The 18611-nt window shown below is 57.4% G+C and carries 14 protein-coding genes and 1 pseudogene; 3 read left to right on the forward strand and 12 right to left on the reverse strand.

The window, feature by feature from the left end; all coding sequences use genetic code 11:
* The first annotated feature begins 105 nt into the window (after positions 1 to 105).
* Positions 106 to 1218 carry a glycosyltransferase gene (locus tag D3227_RS26390; protein WP_120017199.1) on the forward strand — a complete coding sequence of 371 codons (1113 nt, stop codon included), beginning with the start codon at positions 106 to 108 and terminating at the stop codon, positions 1216 to 1218.
* A 321-nt stretch (positions 1219 to 1539) separates the two neighbouring features.
* On the opposite strand, the gene D3227_RS26400 is transcribed toward D3227_RS26390, so the two are convergent.
* From D3227_RS26400 to D3227_RS26435, 7 genes are all read right to left on the reverse strand, one after another.
* Complete coding sequence (locus tag D3227_RS26400; protein WP_120017201.1) at positions 1540 to 3414, reverse strand: Wzz/FepE/Etk N-terminal domain-containing protein; 1875 nt, start codon at positions 3412 to 3414, stop codon at positions 1540 to 1542.
* Between the two features lie 475 nt (positions 3415 to 3889).
* A complete protein-coding gene (locus tag D3227_RS26405; protein WP_120017202.1) occupies positions 3890 to 4189 on the reverse strand; it encodes an exopolysaccharide production repressor protein in 300 nt (99 codons plus the stop codon).
* A 582-nt stretch (positions 4190 to 4771) separates the two neighbouring features.
* A complete protein-coding gene (locus tag D3227_RS26410; protein ID WP_120017203.1) occupies positions 4772 to 5746 on the reverse strand; it encodes a class I SAM-dependent methyltransferase in 975 nt (324 codons plus the stop codon).
* Positions 5740 to 6696 (reverse strand): glycosyltransferase family 2 protein, encoded by a 957-nt coding sequence (locus D3227_RS26415; protein WP_120017204.1) that lies wholly within the window; start codon positions 6694 to 6696, stop codon positions 5740 to 5742. Before D3227_RS26415 ends, D3227_RS26410 begins: the two co-directional genes overlap by 7 nt.
* Positions 6693 to 7973 carry an O-antigen ligase family protein gene (locus D3227_RS26420; protein WP_147377684.1) on the reverse strand — a complete coding sequence of 427 codons (1281 nt, stop codon included), beginning with the start codon at positions 7971 to 7973 and terminating at the stop codon, positions 6693 to 6695. The genes D3227_RS26415 and D3227_RS26420 overlap by 4 nt, the downstream gene beginning before the upstream one ends.
* 280 nt (positions 7974 to 8253) lie before the next feature.
* Positions 8254 to 9198, reverse strand: a complete 945-nt coding sequence (locus D3227_RS26430) for an IS630 family transposase (RefSeq protein ID WP_167480854.1) — start codon at positions 9196 to 9198, stop codon at positions 8254 to 8256.
* Between the two features lie 85 nt (positions 9199 to 9283).
* A complete protein-coding gene (locus D3227_RS26435; RefSeq protein WP_120017206.1) occupies positions 9284 to 11335 on the reverse strand; it encodes a LamG domain-containing protein in 2052 nt (683 codons plus the stop codon).
* Positions 11336 to 11501: 166 nt separating this feature from the next.
* On the opposite strand from D3227_RS26435, the pseudogene D3227_RS26440 reads away from it, so the two are divergent.
* Positions 11502 to 11603, forward strand: a pseudogene (locus D3227_RS26440) (IS481 family transposase); the annotation flags it as partial.
* A gap of 200 nt (positions 11604 to 11803) precedes the next feature.
* On the opposite strand, the gene D3227_RS26445 reads toward D3227_RS26440, so the two are convergent.
* Positions 11804 to 12784, reverse strand: a complete 981-nt coding sequence (locus D3227_RS26445; protein WP_147377685.1) for a hypothetical protein — start codon at positions 12782 to 12784, stop codon at positions 11804 to 11806.
* Positions 12785 to 12828: 44 nt separating this feature from the next.
* Positions 12829 to 14151 (reverse strand): FAD-dependent oxidoreductase, encoded by a 1323-nt coding sequence (locus D3227_RS26450; RefSeq protein WP_167480855.1) that lies wholly within the window; start codon positions 14149 to 14151, stop codon positions 12829 to 12831.
* A 644-nt stretch (positions 14152 to 14795) separates the two neighbouring features.
* Here D3227_RS26450 and D3227_RS26460 point away from each other — a divergent pair.
* Entirely contained in the window at positions 14796 to 15452 is a 657-nt protein-coding gene (locus D3227_RS26460; RefSeq protein WP_120017209.1) for a sulfotransferase family protein, read from the forward strand.
* Between the two features lie 33 nt (positions 15453 to 15485).
* On the opposite strand, the gene D3227_RS26465 is transcribed toward D3227_RS26460, so the two are convergent.
* Genes D3227_RS26465 through D3227_RS26475 form a run of 3 tightly spaced genes read right to left on the reverse strand, consistent with a single transcriptional unit; the run spans position 15486 to position 18523 of the window.
* A complete protein-coding gene (locus D3227_RS26465) occupies positions 15486 to 16967 on the reverse strand; it encodes a lipopolysaccharide biosynthesis protein (RefSeq protein ID WP_147377686.1) in 1482 nt (493 codons plus the stop codon).
* Between the two features lie 35 nt (positions 16968 to 17002).
* Complete coding sequence (locus D3227_RS26470; protein ID WP_147377687.1) at positions 17003 to 17356, reverse strand: hypothetical protein; 354 nt, start codon at positions 17354 to 17356, stop codon at positions 17003 to 17005.
* Positions 17357 to 17383: 27 nt separating this feature from the next.
* Positions 17384 to 18523, reverse strand: a complete 1140-nt coding sequence (locus D3227_RS26475) for a hypothetical protein (protein ID WP_120017212.1) — start codon at positions 18521 to 18523, stop codon at positions 17384 to 17386.
* Positions 18524 to 18611 lie beyond the last annotated feature (88 nt).

Consider the following 18611-nt stretch of genomic DNA (forward strand, 5'->3'; position numbering starts at 1 on the left):
ACCCGCACCACCGGCCCCTCCGCGCGCAGAAGCCCACACAAGATCGGACAGTTATTTTCGATAGTAGATACGGGGTGCAATATAATCGGAGCGCTTCACTATCACATGCGAATTCTTTACTTCATCTACGGATTCGATCCGGGTGGCGCCGAGCACGGGCTGCTCACCTTGTTGCGAGCAGGATTTTTCAGCGGCCACCAGCTGAAGATTCTCGCCTGTTGCCGTGGTCGAGGGGGGGCTCTTGCCGATGAAATCGCCGCACAGATCGGAGAGCACAATTTTATCCTGACTTCGCAGAGTGAAGAGACTTCCTTGCGCAACTTCGTAGGCTCGTTCTTTGTAGTATTGCGCCTCATCTGGGAGTGGCGGCCGGATATGGTTGCGTTGTCGCTTAAACAGGCCAATCTCCTGGGACGGCTTGCAGCGATGTTTGCTCCTCGTCTGCACTGCGTTTCATTCGAACACACCGCCCGCTACCGCTACCGCTCCCGGCGCGCCGCAGGCGTTTATGGCCCTGTGCTCAAGGCGCTGTCCTGGCGCGTCGACGAAATCTGGGCTGATTGCGAAAGTACGCTGCAGGAGACGCAAGCATACTTCCTGCCGCGCAGGCGCCGGTCGCATATCGTGCCTCTGTTTTGCTCCGATGAGGCTTCCAGCTACAAGCGCGATTACGCGCTTCACACACCCTTGCGCCTTGCTGCTGCCGGACGGCTTATCCCGCTGAAGAACTTTGACCGCCTGATCGAGGCTATCCGAATGCTCCAAGACCGCAGCGTTTCTGCAAGCCTCGATCTTTACGGCGACGGACCGGAACGGCAGGCGCTTTCGCGCAAGGCGGATGAGCTCGGCATTGGAGATCGCGTGCATTTCCATGGCTATGTCGCGCGCTGGTTCGAGCTAGCCTGTGATCATGACGTGTTCATCAACCTGTCCGATACGGAAGGGTTCTGCATCGTCGTCGCCGAGGCAATGCTTGCCGGCCTTCCGGTGATCGCGACCGACGTCGGCGGTATCCGGGATTACGGCAAGGATGGAGAGAATATGCTGAAGCTTGCTGTTCCCTCGGCGGAGATGGCGGTGACGCAAGCACTGGTGTTTGTGGGCGATAAAACGCTCCGCGAGAAGATCGGAGTGCAGGCACGACAGGATATGCTGCAGGCCTATTCGCAGGGTGCTTTGCGAGTCCGCGCTACGGCGGTGTTGGGTGGCGGAATGTAAGGACCGGCAAAAGGACCGGCGACCAAGATAGCCGGGCCGATCGTGCTGACAGCTCCGCATTTCACCTGTCCGGCATGGTTCTCGACCTGGTCCATCTCTCCGATTCATCCACGACAACACGAAGACGGTGGTGGAGATGATGTTCGTCGGCAAGGACCGGCAATACAATCGTCGCTTCCTCCAGCCGGTGGCCTGCGCGCTGCGCGCAGACCCCGCCTAAGAAGGCGAACGCCCGGTCATGCGCGTCGAAGAACACCCTTTCCTGCGTCTCGCACGGATAGGCCCGGTCGAACATCATTAGTCGTCAAGCTTGCTCCACAACTAATTCTGATAATATTTACCATAACGTTCACTGTAAAATTCAGCACTGCCGAACTTTTGATACAGCTTGATTCTTTTGATATCGACCTTGTTAAGCAGAACGCCGATACATTTATCCGCGAGGATCGGATTGTTGTTGAGGCTTTCGCGCACGAATGTACGAGCGGTCACGCCCCATTCAACAACCAGAACAAGGCCGTCGAGGTGCTGGACTAGGGACCTCACGTCCGCGACTGGAGCCAACGGGGGCAAATCAACGACGACGTAATTGAACGTAGAGCCCGCCTTGAGCAGAAAGTCGCCCATTTTCTCGATAGGCTGCACGGTCTTTGCGAGCTTTTGTTGGCTCTGGTTCACGCCGGGCAGGAACCTCAATGGCAATGACTGATGGGCCAGCATATCTCTCGCATTGAAGTCTCCAGCCAACAAGTTGGCCAGGCCACGTTCCCAGCCGTTGGCCAACATAGGGGACAAGCCCGGATTGTGGATGTCGGCATCGATTAACAGCGTCCTACAACGCTGCATGGCAAGAACCATCGCAAGATTAGCCGCGACCAGCGACTTCCCTTCTCCCGGGAGGCACGAAACGATGCCGATCGCCTTGGTGCTCTTCGTCGGTAACTCGGCATCAACAGCGACTTTCACCGTTCGCATCGCTTCAGCGAATTCCGAGCGCGGATGTTGCTCTACCCAGTTAAAGGCGCTGTTCCCCACCTCGATGAATGACAGCTCTCCGACCGCATGATCACGCTTGTTCCGGCGAATTGGCTTCCCGTCTAGCAACGGGATCATTCCGAGCGTGTCAAGTCCGAGCTCATCGCGCACTTGACCCCTCGTGCGGAAAAAGCGCTCCCGGTACTCCCGAATTCCGCCCACACCGGCGCCAATCATGCCGCCGAGCACGGCGCAGATCGCCAACGCAACAATGCCGTTCGGAGAACTTGGTCTGCCGGGGTATGATGCTTCCGAGATAATCCGCGCCTCTGTCAACGCCATCGAAAGGTTCTGTAGGCTCGCTTGGTACTGCTGCAGGACCTGTTCATATTGCGACTTGAGGGAAGACGCTTCAAGTTCGAGCTGGCGCAAGGTAACCAGCGTTTCCTTGGTCAGCGTAGTGTCTGTTCGGAACCTGTGGACTGCGAGCTCGGCGTCGACCGATCGCTTGCGCACCGTCTCGAGTTCTTCCGCCAGGGCACCGCGAGCCCGGATGATCGACTCATCTTTAGCTCCAACTTGGTCAGAGATATAGATTTCAGCATACTTATTGGCTATTTTTTGCGCCATTTCAGCGCTAGGCGACTGAAATTGGATTTGCAGAATGTAAGTATCGCCTACGCGAGCTACCGTTAAATTGTCAGTCAGAATGCCAAATGCCTGCCATCGATCAGGCCCTCGAGCCGCACTCGGTTTCACCGGCGCTCCTTTTTCGTCGGAACTGCCAATGAATGACCTCACCACCCGAGCGACCGTTCCTGTGAGAGTGTTGAGCAACGAATACGGCGCTGACAAGAAAGAGCGATCGGTAGCAAGACCGAGGCTGTCAACGACCTTTAGCCCGATCCGGTCGGAACGCAACAATTCGACCTGACTCAGCATCATCGGGTCAAGCTGTGTGGAGCTTCCGCTCTCTGTTAACTTCGTCACGACGGATGGCTGGTTCTTGTCGATCAGGATTCTGGCCGTCGACTCGTACAAGGGCACCTCGGCCGCAAGGTACGCCAGCCCCAGTACAAAGCCTGCGAGCGCGCATGTAAGGACGAACCTCAACTGCCGTCGCGCTGCCGCCAGGAGTGTTTCGAGATCAATCGTTCCCGACTGAGGATCGTCGAATATGAAGGCAGCATCCGTGTGCCGATTTTCAACTTCGCGGAGCATACGCCTTCAAACCCGTGGGATGAGACTGGCAGCGCATAGGCAGTGAGAAACACGCTACCACATTATCTGACTAAATGTCCGCAAATTCAGTATCGACGCCAGCGGAGCACAGGGGCACACCGCCCTGGGCGGACGTCAGCCCGCTCCTCGCCAAAGGCGCGAATTCCTAACTCTGATTGTAATAAAACGAACCCTCACGCGGCCCATGGCCCATGCTCCGCTGCACGTCGTGCTATCCAATTAAAGGAAGAAACTGGGTCGATTGCCAAATGGCAACATCTGAGCAAGAGATTCCGGGCCTAGGTTGAGCCAGTCCTGCGGGAAACAGGGATGTCGATTGGAATGCCTCGTCGATCACAGGCGCGCGATAACCATAACCGTAAGAGGTCTGGGCGCATTTGGCGCCTCGCGGAACACCTCTCCAGTGCCCGAATTAGACAGGCTGCAGTCACATTTTGTATCGTGGTGTGGGGTGTCATCGTGCTGATCGTCCTCTTCTAGGCGGAAAGTGGTCCGACTTAGTCACCAAGTGGCTCGGCCGTTGCTCCCTTTCGGACTCATCGCGCGCGATGTGTGTCTTCGGAATCTCGGGTTCTTTGGAGACCGCGCGCCACACAAGCAGCATGACAGCAACAAAGTACCCAATCTGTATCAAGATCCCACAAATTACCGTTTGGACAAACGTGCTCCAGAGCGAGCCGGTAAGCAAATATGTACCGATGGCGAATGCCAACAGGACTATGATAAGGCCGCGCAAAAATAGCAAAAAGGACATCGCCGTCCCACTCGCAGCCGCTCGCGTGACCCGCTCCTTGGCTGTCCAGCTCTCAGCGCGTTAACCATCATAACATATCGGAACGGGTCAGAGCGGTAAAATATTAGGAAATGCGAATAAACACGCCCTACCGTTTTGCCAGGACGCCTTCGGCGGATTTGGCGGTGAGTGCCTGAGGCGACCAATGCCGCTAAGCCTTCCTTCTTGTGCTCGCGCAGATGGCCAGCGTTTCGACCAAATGGTGGAAGCCCTTGCTTGGTGCTTTGGTCGACCATCCGCGGGAGCGATCATCATGACACCCTTTGCCTGTGGAGTCGGCGTGCGGATCTGGTCGAAGATGCCTTGCACACCGAACTGGCTGAAACGCCCGGTTCATCGGTCGACGTAGCCGTGTTGCGCGAGATAATTGATAACGTGTTCGGCCAACTTCTCTGGCGCGCTCAGCCCTGCTGCCAGCACAAATTTTCGGCGACTCTGGCTCCTCATAGGGTCTATCGATGCCATTCTCGGCCACGTGGATAGGCAGGGAACGTTAGGTGGCTGCCCGACTGTGTCCTCATACATTCATCAGGGATCCCGGTACTAGCGTTGAGCGCCCCGATATTCGTCGACAATGCTGCTTAGTGAGATACTCGTTTCGGTTAGTTTTCCCAGGAAATAGGCCCCATTGCTGCCGTCGATCTTGTGACCCTCTCCGATCATGCCGTCCATAAGCGGGGCCAGCGCAAAGGGCAGACTCAAGACGTCACCAAGCCACCGGCTTCGGGTAAAGCCACGGAGGAAGTATTTCGCCGCCCAGTAGAGTGACAAGCCGGGTCCACCGAGCGCTCCACGACTGATCGTTTCGAAATTCCGGAATAGCCAGCGATGTCCGACCTCCGTGAAGCGCGTAAAATCATAAGCGCCCTCATGCACTTGCTGCATGAACGGTGTCTCGGCGTAGACGAGACCGCCGGGCCGGAGCACACGGGATATCTCTGAAACGACCTGTTCCGGGTTAATCACATGCTCGAGGACCGCTTGAATGCAGACGCCGTCCACCGAGCCGCTGGCAAGCGGAATTTGATGGGCGTCCGCGATGAAATGTGTGTGTCCGGACGGATAGATGTCGAATGCAATCTGTCGAAAGGCCTCGGTTTCATAAAGGCCCTCGGTCCCCGCACCCCTGGTTGCGGCGCCGATCATGAGCACGAGAGGGCGCTCGACGCCGTGCGAGAGAATGTGATCGCGAAAGCTGACAATGTTTCGCGCACTGAGATTCGCAGTTCCGAAGAGCCATCCCTTGGTGATCCTCAGCCAGTTCGGCCGCCTCCTTATGAGTGACATGCCGCTTGCCGTCAGGACATCGGCACGCACGAGACTGCAAGAGAAATCGATCAGTGCGGGCTGACCACGCACAACCGGATAGTCGGCCGTTCGCATATCAGGGGACTCGGATTTCGCCTGCGTTATGGTCCTGCCGTCGCGGTACAGAATAATCGGTACGGAAGGATCCCCAGGCTGGCGCATGAGATGCTCGAACTCTCGCCATTCCGCAAGCATCTTTAAGGTCAGCAAAGTTTTTTGCGCATGGCGCGGTAGAACAATAGCTTGGCTGCGCGGCGCACATGCGGCTCCATGGCCGTTGGTAGGGCGCAGAGAAAAATGTAAACGTATACCCGCCAGGACAATGGATCGTGCAGTATCGCGCGAATGAGTAAGCGCGCTCCGCGTTTCTTTTCGCCTTGAGCCACGCAATCATTGCCGGCTTTTGCGTATAGGCGCGCGTTGCGCCGCCGCGCCAGGTGCGCAAGCTCCGGCCTTCGGATGACCCATTCTCGCGTGAGCTGTTCTGCTACCGGCAGAAGCGCATCGAGTCTGCGGGTTGTGTTTGAGCCATGACGCCGTTTATAGACGAGTGCTCCGGCCACATGTTGAAATGTCCAACGCTCGGCTACGCGCATGCAAAACTCTGTATCCTCTCCAACCCTGAATGCCTCGTTGAACATCCCGATATCTTCAACAATCTCCCGCCGTATAACGATACTGGAAGGAACAATCGGCCCATCAAGCAGAAAATATGTCGGCAGCGTATCGCATTGATCCGCGCGATAGCGGCCAACGGCCACGGGGACAGCATCGGAAAGATCTGGAGCGGAAAAGTCGACTAAATCACCATAGACCAGAGCTGCCTTGCAGCCATTACCGAAGGCGGTCAATTGACGCTCAAGCTTGTCCTCAGCCCAGAAATCATCGCCGTCGAGAAATGCAATAAAATCACCGGTAGCATGTCTGATGGCAAGATTCCTTGCCGATGAGGGCCCGATACCCGCCGTTGTCAGGACATGGATGCGCGGCTCCCCATCGACCAACGACGCAATCACTTCAGTCGAGCCGTCCGTCGAGCCATCATTGACAATGATGATCTCGCTGATGCCGCCCGAAGCCGTCTGATTGATCACGCTTTCCACTGCCTGCACAATGAAGCGTTCTTCATTGTGGCATGTCAAGATGACCGAAACACTCATCTTGCGCTTCCTGGCAAGGCGCGGCCAAGAAATCGAGAATGACTAGTGCTCGTCGGGTGCCTCGTCCGCGCCCTGTGCAATACTAGGCAAAGCCCGTGCCGCGTCAATTCCGGCAGGAGCGAGACAAGGATCAGCGTGACGAAAGCTCGTGTGCCGGAGGCTTCTGTTCCAACATAGAAAGCCCAGGGAACAAGGACCACGAGGGGCAGAAGCCGTGCCTGGGCTGCTCCGATCAATTCGTGAAAAAGTGCCGAGCTTAAAACACGGCTTAGCCGAAACCATGCGGCGGCCCATATCAGAAGATAGAGGCTGAGCCCAATGATGCCGTTCTCGGTGAGGATGCGTTGAAACTCGCCGTGGATTCCCAGCCGCAACTCGTCAGGAAGATTGCTGAACTCCGTATCGATAATATTCGTGAATTGGTTCGTGCCCACGCCCATTAGTGGATGTTCGGAGATGAGCTGTCTGGACAGAGTGAAGGCAAACGCGCGCTGGACATTGCTCGGTGTGTCTCCAAGGGCATATTTCCCCGTCGCGGCCAGGTATTCGTATTGCCCCATGCTCAGCGGATGGAGCATGGTCTGCAATTGCTTTTCGATATAGGCGTTGTCCACCATGGTCGACAGCACGAAAAGACCCACGAAGCTGGCGGCGATCGCCGGTACCATCGCAGCGAGCCGTCCGCGCATCAGAAGCGAAGTGGTCAGAAAGAGATAGATCAAAAACGCCTTGCGTTCCCCAGATAGCACGAGCAGGGGAAGCATCCCTGCCCATACAAACCAGAGGGTGCGCCGCTTGGCCCGGTTGGCGAAGAGGAGGAGCCCCGCGAGCGCAATTGGAAGGAAGCTGAACGCGAGCCTTGGATCGGACAGATGCTTCCAACCGACCAAGTAGCCATGGGCCACATGCCAGGCGATCGTATAGGCGAGGATCGCCACCATGCCGAAAAGCAAGATGTTGACGGCCTTGTCAGTCTCGAGCCGTCTGGCCTCCTGTGCGAGGGCGAACGCAAAGGCGCCCACAGCGGACATCTGCAACAGCTCGCGCAGGCCGTTCTCTCTGTCCACGCTGAAGGCAGAGACCATGTCCCAGCCCAAGAACGGCAGGAGGAGTAGAAAACCGGCTGGAAAAACCAAACCTCGCCAACGCCCCGTCGTGAGGCCAATGATGAGCGATAGCAATGTGATCAGCTCGAACGGACGCAGCAATACAAGACCCGTCTCGAGCCTGATTGGCAGGAAAAGGCTTAGTATCGCGAATGTGAGGAGATAACGCATCATAGCCCCACGCGGCGCGATATCCTTTTAACATGTTCTCTTTCCCGGAGACAGAATCTTGTTGGTATTCCGGCGGGCGGAGAAGATTTTGCGCCGGTTCATCGGTGTGTCGACGACGAAAGGGGCGGTGAGCCCATGACAGAGCAGCCCAGCGATGAAGGTCTGCGTCTTCCAACGTCCAACGGTGCCTCGAGCGTAGGTAGAGCTCATCAGGCAGTCGACGGAGAGTGATGGCGCATCGTTACGGCGCGCAGTCGATGCGGCCTAGAGCACGTCCTGTTTAATCCGGTTCATATCCTGCGGCCTTAAAGTAGTTTGCGCATTCGGCTGGCGTGAAGAGGTCGAGAAGCGGACCGACGGCGTCCCACAAAGCCTTGATGGTTCTCTCGGCCTTTGCTCGCAACAACGCCTTGAGCTTGGAGAAGGCGTTCTCGATGGGGTTGAAGTCGGGACTGGAGGGCGGCAGGTAGAGCAGGCTTGCCCCTGCGGCCTCAATCGCGTCGCGCACGCCGGCGGCCTTGTGGGCGGGCAGGTTGTCCATGACGACTACGTCGCCCTCCGACAATGTCGGGACCAGCACCTGCTCGACATAGGCCACGAATACGTTGCCGTTCATAGCGCCGTCGTAGACGAAGGGCGCTGTCATGCCCGTCAGCCGCAGCGCTCCGGTGAAGGTCGTGGTCTTCCAGTGGCCATGCGGCACGCCGGCCCGGCAGCGCTCGCCGCGCGGCGCTCTTCCACGCAGGCGGGCCATCTTTGTGGAGAGGCCGGTCTCGTCGATGAACACGAGCTTCGCCGGATCGAGATCGAGCTGGCCGTCGAACCAGTCCCGGCGCCGCTTCAGGACGTCGGGGCGATCCTGCTCCAGTGCGTGCGCGGACTTTTTTTGAATGTCCAGCCGTGGCCGCGAAGCCAGGCGCTCAAGGCGCTGCGGGCTGATCCGCACCGAATGCTCGGCGCTGAGCCGCTCCACCATCTCGTTCAGCGTGATGTCCTTGCGCTCCTCGATCAGCCCGACGATGAAGGCTTCATGCGCATCGAGGCTGGAGGCGCGGCGGCGGCCCTGCGGGCGTGGCGCCTGTTCGCCGATCTTCGCCCGCGCAATCCAGCGGATCGCGCTGGACACTCCCACGCCGAACCGCGCCGCCGCTTGCCGCGCCGACATGCCCTCGTCCGAAGCCTTCAAGACCCGCGACCGAAGATCCCCGCTCAATGCTCTTCCCATCGTCCACCTCCATCGAGGTGGATGTTGAATCAGCACAAAACGCACCCGTCACATCACAATCGATTCATCGATCACAGGACGTGCTCTAGCCGACGGTCTCGCTTTCCGGGGTCCAGGCTTCTGGCTGGTCGAGCACAGAGACTGCGCGAACGTGGCAGCGAATTTTATGCCCCATATCCTGCGAGCCGAGCTCATAGCCTGTGCCGGTTTCGCCGACGATCGGAACGCCGTCACGATACCAGAGACACTCTATTTGCGACGCAACCACGTTCGGTACGACGGTCAGCGCTTGGCTTGGCGAAGCCCGGCCCGACAAGGTCGGCAATGCGCTGAAACCCGGCGGAACCCTAGCCAGATCCGTTTCCGTCTGCCGGACCCTTATATAGTCAATGACCATGTCGTACGTCTGCGACGGGTCCGGTTCAGCACGCCCCTTGTTTTGATCGTAAGCGAAATCCACCATGATGTATTTTTTCGCTGCGAGTTCCGGGCTCGTCGGAACGCGCGCCACTTCCCAGCCATCGATCACGAAATAACTATAATCATCCTCGATCTGGGCGTACCAAGTATGAAATTCGCCATCGTATATGTCGATTGCCGCTGGAAAGCCATTTGATGGATCGACTTGATAGCCGGCTATTTTCCGGTGCACGCCACCTGCCGCGATATGTGGATCTGCATAACCGAGTTTGGGTTTGTGCACGTGCTGGCTTATGTTGATGTGGGCCCCATTGAGACCATCATATTCCCAAAAGTCAGTCTCAAGCCGATTGCGCGTCCTCCAGAACAGATGCTCTTTGCCATACGCCCAAAAAGCAGGAAAAAATCCGGGGCGGGGCGCTGTGATCTTTGGAAGTCTGGCGCGGATCTCAAAGATTCCTTTTCCCCAACACCGCCCTTGGCCATTGTTGTTCACTGAAGAGAACGCACCTGTTCTCCAGCGGCCCTTATGCAAGAGCCGGAGCGCCAGCGTGTGGCTGGCGCCGTCGTGCACATATGAGGAAGGCGACCCCGAGATCCGCTGGGCAATGGCGTCAACGCCGACATTCGCCAGAGAGGTCGGCGCGTACCAGATGCTGGCTTGGGCACCTTTGGAATCATCGACAACCGTGTTGGTATCGAAATCATCAAAGAAGACCGTTGCGTAACCGCGGATCGGCGGCGCCGCCTGACCACGATGAGCAAATCGCTCATTGCGGATGGCTGCCCAGGACTCCCACGAGGCTGAGTCGAATTCGTAACGTGCCGGTTTGTTGTTCGCATCCACGAATGAAGGAGGGCGCTGGCGATAGGGATGATCGCTTGGCAGGTCGGATTGCCGGCCGACGCGCCACATGCCCCATCCCATCAGCATGTCGATCTGCGAGTCATCTAGTTCGCTTTGTCCGATGATGACGCAGTCGATCGCGACATCGGCCCTCATCGGATTGTTCACATCGCCCATGAAGCTCTCCGATTTCATCCGGTTGGGTGCCATTGCATAGATGGTCTGGCCAGCCGTCTTGACCCCATTCACCACAACTTGCATCACGAATCCCCGGCGGTACCCGACCATGACATTCCAGCCGCCAAAATCCGTCGAGCATTTCCCTTCCTCGCTCTTGATCTTGCCATCATCGACCTGTGAAACGAATGTGCCTTTCGATGGCCTGAAGCAGACCCGCGGCTGGCGGTGCACCGAACCACCCTCGGCGCCATTGACGCACAAAACAGAAACGTTGTTCGCATCGGAGTTGGCTGCGGAATCGCACCGGGCGATCACGAGCCACCAGCGGTGAAGGTATGGGGCGTCGTTATCGGCAGGCCAAGTCAATGCCTGTTTCGTACCCTTCTTGAAGAGCACGCCGTCTTTCCCAAGCTTTGTCGGGCACAGAGAAGGCTCGGCCTGCACCGCAGCCACAGGCTTCACGCCGCCGGATTGCCACGAGGAGACCTCGCCTTCGGCCAAATCCTCCTGATACCAGGATTTCACGATCATCTCCGGGAACAGATCTGGATGCCAGAGTTGTCCCTTCTGCGGCGAGCCCTGTTCCGGACCGGCGGCGAGAGCATTCCGTCCTGGGCGACCGGATGCCGTCAGCAGAAGGGCGGCGCATGCAGCCCGCGCCAGATCCCGGCGAGAAATGCGGTTGGTCATTAGCGTGTACCAACAATCTCTGGTTTCGGGGTGAGACTCCACCATGGGCACCCGTTACCGATTGTCGCGCTTCTCCTGGTGAGCTCCCCAGCATATCATAGGGTTTCGGTTTGGCTTTTCAACGGCAGCCAGGGAACATGGCTCGCGCGCCTGATGCGGAAGCACTATGGGCCAGGTTCTACACGGCAGCGCCACCACGACAGAGGCGATCCGTCGAGCGACACAGAATAGTGAAGAGAGCCTGACGGCGCTGGCGAAGCGCCACGGTTGCCCGCCTCGATCATGAGTGCGACAGCGGATTTGGACAGGCACACGCGCAACCGCGGAAGTGTTCGATTATCGAGGTGACAATTTCTGAGTTTGCGCGGCTCGATGACGGGCAAAGATACGTCGAACACCTCGTGTCCGCAATCGAGGACGCATGATGCGATCACACGCGACTCACGACTTCGAAGCTCTGGTTCACCGTTACTCTGAGGCGTGCTGAAGACATGACGTCGGTGGACGATCATCGCCTCTAGACGGTGCAGGAAATGCGCAGGCAAAACGCGCCCTTGCCTCGAGACGCGCCGCAACGGCGTCGCGCACGGAATCCGAATATGCATAAGCCGCTGGCCGTCCTGCCAAGGCGGACCCAAGCACATCCATCAATCCTGCAATTTTGTCGAGGTCGTGCGCTGCGCGTCTATCGGTCCTACCGTGGAATCTTGCAGCCACTTCGGCCGGAACCAGAACCTCGCGCAGGCAGTGCGCGCCAAGAAAGTAGCGGAGTCGCACGCCATCCAGAACGCGGGACACCACTTCCGGGTGGAACACGGCCTCGGTGGCTGAGCGGAGCTCGAAGAAATCCTCAATGAGTTGGCCATTGGCCCAGCATGATATTTTTGCGCACATGTCTTCTTTGGGCTTAACCAGGACACAGCGTGCCCGCCCGCCCAAAGCCAAGTCCGTGGTTATGTTTCGTCGGCGAATGACAAGGCGTATCCGTCTGCGGCGGCCGATCGCGGCGACCGTGCGTGCCACAGAGAAAAAATGCGTGGGGATACCAACATGCTCGAAGCGCAGATGGTAGTCGTCCGCCGCCTTACGACAAAGCCCGAATATCGGCTGTAAATTGGGCATAAACGGCCAATCCTCCAGCGAATACAGATTTGAATTCCTTGCAAGACCTAGCGTGGCCGGGAGTTCGGTAAACTTGAAAAAGATCGGCGTATCGCAGAAATGCATTGCGCCGGGAAATAACCTCAGCGCCCGCGTCTGCGTCTCGACGAGGTTGTGCTGACAGACACAATTGAGAACAAGGTCATATTGCGGCGCGAGTGCGTGCCAGTCTCTTACCGGGATTCCCTCCAATAGCCCTTCGCCAGCGGCTGCTCTGCGGCGGACAATTGTAATGTCAGAGCGCGTCAGCCCAAGGCCGAACAGCGCCGGTGCAATATGATCGCGCACGCGCCGCCCTGCGCCGAGAACGAGAAGTTTGGGTCCGCCATCCATCACCCGGGATACCATGTTTGAGCCAGTCGCTCGGCGAGCGCCACGACGGTCAAAGTAGGATTGGCCGAGCCGGCAAACGGAAAGCCAGAAGAAGACACACAGAAAGCATTTGCGAGCGTCGGCAATCGCCCATCGGCGTTCAGCTCTGCGCCCAGCGGCGACGCTGAAAGCGGCGTGCACCCGGCGGGATGGCTGGCACCGGTCATTGCTACCCAATCGGCCCGCTTCACGGGACCGAACAAGGCGGAGATCCGAGGCAGAATACGGTCGAGAAAGGCTTCAATATCGCGTCGCGTCGCGCTCGAAATGCGCCAGCGCACCTCTGGTGGATCGTCCAGCGAAATTCCGTTGGCCGATTCGGGAAATTGCTCACAATTGATGTTCAACTGCAACCAACGTCCACATATACGGCTGCGCAGGGATTGATTACGGCGCGCCTCGCCCCAGACAAAAACCGAGTGGTTGCCAATGCCGCTCTCAAGCAGCTCAGCTTCAGGCAGAGCGAAGACATGTATGTCATCACGGGATTCCAGCATATAATCGAGATCATCGATATGTCGGGTCGGCATCAATCGGCCGATCGGCCCTTTCGGATGGTCCATATAGCCGCCGAGAAATGGTTTCGGTGTCTCTGACTTGCGCTCGGACAAGCGGTGAATGAGATAAGGCGAAGCGATGCCGCCCGCCGTGATCACATGGCGAGACGCCGAGATCTCAATACACTCGCCGTCATTCCCGACTTTGGCGAAGGCGCATTTCACCGCACCCTGTGACAGCTCGAAGTCAAGGTGTTCCACATCGGTGATAATCTGCAGGTTTGGGTGCGTCTCCAATCTCGTCCATGCCTGATCGAGCCGCAACACCGGCTGCGGGAGCGTGATGCGCACGAGACGCAAGCCCTCGGCCTCCGCGAGCGCGCGAAACGGAACCATGTTGGCTCGGTCGTCAACGTCGAGCCCAAAGCGGTCGGCGGCTGCACGATAAAAAGGCTCAAGGTCGGTGGCAGTGATAGGCCATGCTCGAGTCGCTTGACGCCGACTAAAGTCGACCGTGTCGAGGCGGCGCCATTTGCCGGCCCAAAGTAAAGACGTGCCACCAAGTCCGAAAAGACGAGGCGTGCGATCGCCAGGTCCGTTTTCGCCGCTTCGTCCGCCAGATTGGACCAGTTCCCATGGCGAATGGACTCGCGCAAGTTCCGCAGAGCGGCGCTGATCCGTCCTCGGACCCCGCTCGACGACTATCACGCGTTGACCTTGCTCGAGCGCCGCAGCAGCCAATGTGTAGCCGGCAAACCCCGAGCCATAGATTGCAACGTCAGCCATGGGACCTCTCATCCCGCCTAATGTTCAATCCACCGAGCCCGTGAGACACCGTTTTGACAGGATGACGTGCCCGCCTCGCGCGGTCAATGGGATCGTGGTCGAGTAGCTCAGCCATTCGGCTTTCGCCCCTCACAGATCCGGGCGGGCGGATTTCCCGCACCCGGCTCCTCCCGAGAGTAACCCGCGTCGTATCCGGGCCTGCGCCCAGGTGCGAGCGATGCGCGGAGTGGCAGGCGGAAGCGCGCTGCCAGGGTGTCGAGCTCCAATCAGCCCATGCGCCGACTTTTCTGGCTACGCCGCCTCAGACATCGCAGCCACGTCCGACGCACTTCCCGATAGAACCCGTTGAGCGCTGGATAGTTGTGCGGCCTGTCATAGTAGCCGAAGTGTCCACGCAGAACGGCGGCGAACCATTCGTGCTGGGTGGCCAGTGGCGCGTGCATGAGCCGCCAGACCTCCTGGCGCAACGCCTCAAGCTTGCGCGTCAGGCGTTTCCCTTCCCTAGTGCTTCACCGCCCTCCAGCCCCACCTGGGCTCGTTGCCCTGACCTTTCAGCGGCCAGCGGCCAGATTGCGCAGGTCCAAAGGTTCGCCTATATTATCGAGCACTCTGGGTACAGGTTCTGAGGATAGCTTGGATTAGGAATGACCAACCAGGGCGTGCCCAAGATATTCGGTGTGGGACTTGCTAAGACCGGCACAAAGACCCTTGGGACGGTTCTCAGAGGGGTCGGATTCAATCACGCGCCCCATCTGGGCGACGTCGTGAAAGCCTGGCACAAGAAAGAGTACGGCAAGATATTCGATTTCATCGGCCAGTACGACAGCTTCGAAGACTGGCCCTATCCGTTGATGTGCTCGATGCTGATCGAGCGATTTCCAGACGCGCGCTTCATCCTGACAAGGCGGTCATCGCCGGAGCGCTGGCTATCCAGCCTGAAAAAGCACACGCTCACAAGCAATCCGTTCAAAAACATTCCGTCCAAAAACGTTCGGAAGGTGGTCTGGGGCCAACGCTATCCCTTTGGGCAGGATGCGCGCCTAATTCAATTTTATACGGAGCACAACGCCCGCGTTCGAAGGATGCTTTCAGGAAAGCCGTTCTTGGAGCTTTGTTGGGACGAGGGCGACGGTGTTGAGAAACTGGCCGAATTTCTCGGCGTGGACGTCCCCGCGGGCACGGTTCTGCCGAAGGTCAATGCCTCGGCGGACCGCGATCGCACATACGTGCTCGCCAACCGTCTGCTCGCCAGCGCATTCGCTCCCGCCGCATGGGCCGATATCTGGCGATTGAAGCTATAAGATGCGACCGCTTTTATTCGCTCAGCTTGGCGTTCAATTGATCCACGACGCTTTCTTTGATGCTGCGCTCTTGAGCACTTCTACGCCGTATCTCCCGAACAAAAGCGAAGCCCTCATATAGAGCGTAACAAGGGATAACGCGCCTATGACGGAAAGCCCGACGGCCAGCACCTGATAATGCGGCCATCCTTCGAGCAGAACTTTGACCGCTGAGCCTGCCCCGAAGACGAATATGGCGAAAGCAGCCGGTGGACCATGGACAAGCAAGAAATCCCAGAGCGTCACCCCCGTCATCCGGCAACTGACGACAGTATAAAGCACGAAACTTGCTGCCATGGCCGCCGAGACAGCGACCGCCACCGCGTTCACGCCATAAGGCGCCGAGAAGAATGCGAATGAAGCGACAAGGGCCATGTAAGTGATTTGCATGGACGCCGTTCGGTAACTGTGGCCTGTCGCAAGCGTCACGGCTGCGCACACTCTGTAACCCGCGCGGAAATAAATTCCTGCAGAGAATACGATAATAGGAGTGACGGCATCCATCCATTGTTGGCCGAGGACTGTCAGGACAAGCTCTTTCGCAAAACAGCATAGAAACGCGCTAGCCGGTAGGGCAAGCGCCGCCGTCAAAGCAAAACCCTTGAGGTGAGCCCTGCGGAGCCTCGCCTTATCGTGATGAACCTTCGACAGGAGCGGGAAAATCACACTCTTGTTCAGATTGCCGAACAGAGTTGCCGGCATCGCGATCAGATAATACGCTCGTGAGTAAATGCCAAGCTCTGCGGTACCGATCAAGCGCGCGACAATAATATTGTCGATATATTTGGCGGTGAAGGTCGATATACCTGCCAGCGAATAGCCCAGGCTCTGGCTGCGGATATCGCGGTAGGACTGCATGTCAAAACTGGGCCTCACGAGATAGTCCCTGGCAATGAAGAAATAGATGCTGGCCAGGATGAATGCCTCGGCCATATACGCGACCACCAAGGCCCAATAGCTGAATCCTAAATAGGCAAGCGGAATGGCTAGGCCGACATGGGAAGCAATCCAAGCGGCCAGCCCCGCTATGGAGGATATTTTGAATTTCAGGTGCCGCGACAAAATGGCCTCGGCAACAAGATTGAATGCATTCGCAACCATCATGACCGCAAGGACGCGCGAAACGAGGACCAATTCCGGCACATGAAGAAAATCGGCGATCTGCCGTGCAAAAATCCATTGAAGCAAGCCGAGAATGGTGGCGATTAGCATCGACAAGGAAATGACGGTTCCGATATGCCGCTCTTCGATGTCCCGTCGCTGGATCACCACTTGCGACATGCCAAGATTGGCGATCGAATTTCCTAGGGCACCGACGATCATGGCAGCGCCGACAACACCATATTCTTGGGGCGAAAGCAGGCGAGCGAGGACAGCCGTGACCAGGACATTCAATAAGATTCGGGCCAGCAGCATGGTGCCCGACCAAGAAAGACCCCGGGCAGCCTCGTGTGTCAAATTCCGGCTTTCGTTCACGGGCTTCGACTCGTGACTGAGAACAATACGCTTGACTACTTGAGACGGCTTAAGGAAACGAGAAGCATCCTGCGCATCCCACTGGCGCGCACCATAGCAAGCACCAACGACACAAATGGCAAACGCCTGCGCGCCATGGATGCTGTCCGTTTGATAACGCGCTCCAGCCGGAAGGCCACCCGCGCTTGGGCGACTTTATAATGGCATTCGATTTCCTGCCTTCTTTCGAATGAGAGCCCCGGATAGGGCCGCCAGGCCGCCTTGGCGGCTTCAAAGGCTGGCAAAGCAAACTCCGTTCGCAGCCGCTCCATGCTGGGCTCCAAACCTGGAAAGGTGTCCGGCCCTTTCGTCAGGAGATAGATATTCGTGATCGCTATTGAATTTGCCATTATTCGCGCCATCACGGCAGCATTGGTTCACTGAAACCGGCTTGTTGCCTCCAGCAGCAATCTGCGTATTCCGCTGCCGCGCGCAAAATCGAGAAGCCATGCGAGAAATGGCAGCCGCCTGCGCGTCAAGGACGCCGCCCGCATGAGACGGCGTTCCAGACGGAAGCCGATCTGGCGTTGAACGGCATTGTAATGGAATTCGATCTCTCTCCTCTTTTCGAGCGAAAGTCCCGGATAAGGCTGCCAGGACGCCCTGGCCGTTTCGAGGTTGAACCGCGGAAAGGGCGGCAGAGTGAATTCCGTTCGTAGCCGCTCCAGGCTGGGTTCCAGCCTCGAAAGAAGAGCGGCCCTTTCATCGGGTGAGAGATATTCGTGATTAGTGTTAGGGCTTGTTATTCTCTTGTCTACCAACGCATAGATCCTGCGCTCCAATATGCGCTCGGAATAAAGAGTATGCTCATTTCTAACGCGCTTATATTCCAGAACATCTCGGCTTAGCCGCTCATTTACACGAAGATGCTGCTGCGTGAAAGCGGAGATATCAGTACCAAGAACATGTCTCGCGAAATCGTCGATCAGATTTGGCAGGGCCGCTTCGTAAGCGCGTACCGAGCAGGCGCGGCTCCCAAAGACATCGCGCCAGATGGATAGGTAGCGATGATAGTCCAGCATGTCATTAATCGTGTTGAGAAAGTCGACAACATCGCCGGTAAGCAGAGCGCCCCGCTTCACATTTTGATTGTACAGAGATTCGAGATAATGATCGGGCCTTCGTACGTAGCATAGTACGTGGCATTCTACATGGCCAGGGATTGCGGCGCGCAAGCGCTCGATGAGACTGCGCTCTTTTGCAAGAACCTCAGCGCTCGTTTTCTCAGCTTTGAAGCACGCCAGATACCGCACCATAGCATAAAGATTCTCGGAGCTTGCGATGATTGTGTGAGCTCCGTTGCGCTCTGCCTTTCTCAAATTCTCGAGAAGGAAATATCGGAATTTCTCTTGTCCATCTAGTAAGAACGCACTGACAATGCTGTTGAAATTAAACTCATGGACTGGCGAGGCGTAGCATATGCCATATTCGCTCAGCCCTTTTGCGTTTGCCGACAGGAATTGCTGTAACGCCGTGCTTCCCGTTTTATGCGTGCCGATATGAAGGATGAGCCTCATGTGATCTATTTACCCGAAGGTTTTGAGCAAAACGAAGCGAGCAATGCCGGTATAAGCCCCGAGATTCCGCCACATTGTCCCGCAAGCA

Origin of the sequence: Mesorhizobium waimense, from assembly GCF_003601975.1 — a bacterium.
In the GTDB taxonomy this organism is placed as follows: domain Bacteria; phylum Pseudomonadota; class Alphaproteobacteria; order Rhizobiales; family Rhizobiaceae; genus Mesorhizobium; species Mesorhizobium waimense.

Excerpts from the sequence above, each read along its gene's own strand:
- D3227_RS26405 (WP_120017202.1), bottom strand. The coding sequence starts at position 4,189 with ATGTCCTTTTTGCTATTTTTGCGCGGCCTTATCATAGTCCTGTTGGCA.
- D3227_RS26430 (WP_167480854.1), bottom strand. The coding sequence starts at position 9,198 with ATGGGAAGAGCATTGAGCGGGGATCTTCGGTCGCGGGTCTTGAAGGCT.
- D3227_RS26435 (WP_120017206.1), bottom strand. The coding sequence starts at position 11,335 with ATGACCAACCGCATTTCTCGCCGGGATCTGGCGCGGGCTGCATGCGCC.
- D3227_RS26460 (WP_120017209.1), top strand. The coding sequence starts at position 14,796 with ATGACCAACCAGGGCGTGCCCAAGATATTCGGTGTGGGACTTGCTAAG.
- D3227_RS26450 (WP_167480855.1), bottom strand. The coding sequence starts at position 14,151 with ATGGCTGACGTTGCAATCTATGGCTCGGGGTTTGCCGGCTACACATTG.
- D3227_RS26470 (WP_147377687.1), bottom strand. The coding sequence starts at position 17,356 with ATGGCAAATTCAATAGCGATCACGAATATCTATCTCCTGACGAAAGGG.
- D3227_RS26475 (WP_120017212.1), bottom strand. The coding sequence starts at position 18,523 with ATGAGGCTCATCCTTCATATCGGCACGCATAAAACGGGAAGCACGGCG.
- D3227_RS26400 (WP_120017201.1), bottom strand. The coding sequence starts at position 3,414 with ATGCTCCGCGAAGTTGAAAATCGGCACACGGATGCTGCCTTCATATTC.
- D3227_RS26420 (WP_147377684.1), bottom strand. The coding sequence starts at position 7,973 with ATGCGTTATCTCCTCACATTCGCGATACTAAGCCTTTTCCTGCCAATC.
- D3227_RS26415 (WP_120017204.1), bottom strand. The coding sequence starts at position 6,696 with ATGAGTGTTTCGGTCATCTTGACATGCCACAATGAAGAACGCTTCATT.
- D3227_RS26390 (WP_120017199.1), top strand. The coding sequence starts at position 106 with ATGCGAATTCTTTACTTCATCTACGGATTCGATCCGGGTGGCGCCGAG.